The sequence below is a fragment of the Flectobacillus sp. genome, from assembly GCF_049240685.1.
Classification (GTDB): Bacteria; Bacteroidota; Bacteroidia; order Cytophagales; family Spirosomataceae; genus Flectobacillus.
On sequence record NZ_JBMLSD010000298.1, the window covers coordinates 1 to 2,253 of the forward strand.

Consider the following 2,253-nt stretch of genomic DNA (forward strand, 5'->3'; position numbering starts at 1 on the left):
GCAGGAATGGTTCCGAAGGCTTGAGCTTTGATTTTGAGAAATTTATATTGTCGATTTCCCAAGAGCATTGGTATGGTCAAAACGCCCTCTTGTGCAGGTACACTTGGGTTGACTGTTGCCAAAGGGGTATAATTTACTCCATCATTTGACGCTAAAATACTCACCGATTTAGGCATCCAAACCCAGCTTGAAGGTTTATGGAAAAAGCGAAGTGTAATTTTTGAAAAGTCTGTCGGCTGATTCCATTTGATCACACCTTCAAAATCTTGGTCATTCCAGCCTAGCCATTCTTCGTCATTGAAGCGACCGTTGCCGCCAAAAGTACCGTTAGTTATTGCCCCAATTCCGCCTCTAAAGTATTTTTTACTTGGAAGGGTCGTCAGTTCCATTTGTACTCCTGTAGCTTTGTTGATACTAATAGTACGAGTAATTTCGTCTACCATTCTACCTTTCATCACGGTAGCCGCTTTGATATTGGTAGTTTGCGAAATCAAAATAGGACCCGTGTACAAGTTGGATTGCTGCGTTGGCGTGCTACCGTCGGTGGTGTAATAGATAGGCGCTCCATTGTTATCACACAGCAACGACAAATTAATACGTTGGTTAGCATCTCTTGAAGTTTGTGTTTTGATTTCAAAAAAATGCTTCGCATAATTGACCGAACGATAATCCATACGTGTCAAATAGCTCGATAGTCTATCAAGGAAGTTAGCATAATTGCGGTCTTCCTTTTTCGACCAACCTACTTCCGCTAGCGCAACTCCTCTCGGAAAAGTCATATATTCGGCATGACTACCAACAGGTACTTGCTCTGTCCAAAGGTTAGCTTGTGGACCTAACACATACTTCGCTTCTTCTGCTGTTAAGTTTTCTGGAATAGGCTCAAAGCTATAAATTTTTGGAAGATTAATAAATCCTGCAAAAGCCAAAGGTTCGTTTGGATCTTCTGATTGATAATAATCCAAATAGCAATGAGAAGTTGGCGACATAATGGCATTATGCTTCATTTTGGCTGCTTCTCCGCCACTTTCTAGGCTTCTCCAAGCCATAACCGTTGCATTTGGAGCTAATCCTCCTTCTAGGATTTCGTCCCAACCAATCATCTTACGACCGCGACTATTCAGATGTTTTTCAAGCGTTTTGATAAAATTACTTTGTAATTCATCTACATTCTTTAAGCCTAAATCTTGGGTAGTTTTACGACAAACAGGACATTTATGCCAAGCTACTTTGCTAGCTTCGTCACCACCGACATGAATGTATTCACTTGGAAAAATACTAATTACTTCGTCTAAGATATCCGCAATAAATTGGGCTGATTCTGGTTTTGGGCAAAACTCTCCTTGAAACAATAACTGTTTACCCGTACTATCCTGACAAGCATACTGAGGATATGCTACCAAGGCTGCTTGCGAGTGTCCTGGCACATCAATTTCAGGAATAATCGTAATAAAACGGTCTTGAGCGTATTTGACCAATTCACGCATTTGTTCTTGCGTGTAAAAACCTTCATTAGTTGGCCATTGTGGAGACTTGGCTGTGTGTAAAAGGGGATATTTTTTACTTTCAAATCTAAAAGCCTGTCCGTCGGTTAAGTGCCAATGAAAACGGTTGATCTTGAGTGCTGCTAATTCATCAATATACTTTTTCAAGAAATCAACAGGCATAAAATGACGAGATACATCAAGCATAATTCCGCGGTAACCAAAACGTGGCTCATCTTCAATCGTTCCGCAAGGAATTGTCCACTGGGTATCGTTCGCACGGATTTTCTGTTCTATATCCGTGGGTAAAAGCTGTAATAAACTTTGTACTCCGTAAAAAAAACCTGCGGGCGTTTTTGCCTTGAGTTGGATACGCTGTGGTGTAATACTCAATTTGTATCCTTCTGCCTGAGTCATTTTGTTGTCCAAAATCACCTCAATAGGCTTTTTTCCCTTCGCTTTGCTCACGATAGGCAATGCCAAACCTGCTGCCAAGCGACATTTGTCTTTTAGAGGTTGAAGCGCCACCAAGGTTTCCGGGTTGTGGGTTTTATCCACAATTACTACTTGTGAGTTGAGCTCAAAAGTGCCGTTTTGAGGAATTACCTTTTGGGGTTGAGGAATAATTGGGTAACGATTTTGCGCTAGTATTGTACCCGAACAAAGCAGACACCATAAAAGCAAAAGTTGTTTTTTCATATTGATTTTAATTGAAATTGGGTGGGGTGATTATGACCTGAGTCTATCATTTTCAAAGGTATAAAATGAT

The 2,253-nt window shown here is 40.7% G+C and carries 1 protein-coding gene; it reads right to left on the bottom strand.

All coding sequences use genetic code 11. The annotated features are described in order from the left end of the window. Positions 1-2,183 (bottom strand): beta-N-acetylhexosaminidase (locus ACOVQ4_RS13460; protein ID WP_421821150.1); only part of this gene is annotated, 2,183 nt, incomplete at its 3' end. Positions 2,184-2,253: the final 70 nt, after the last annotated feature.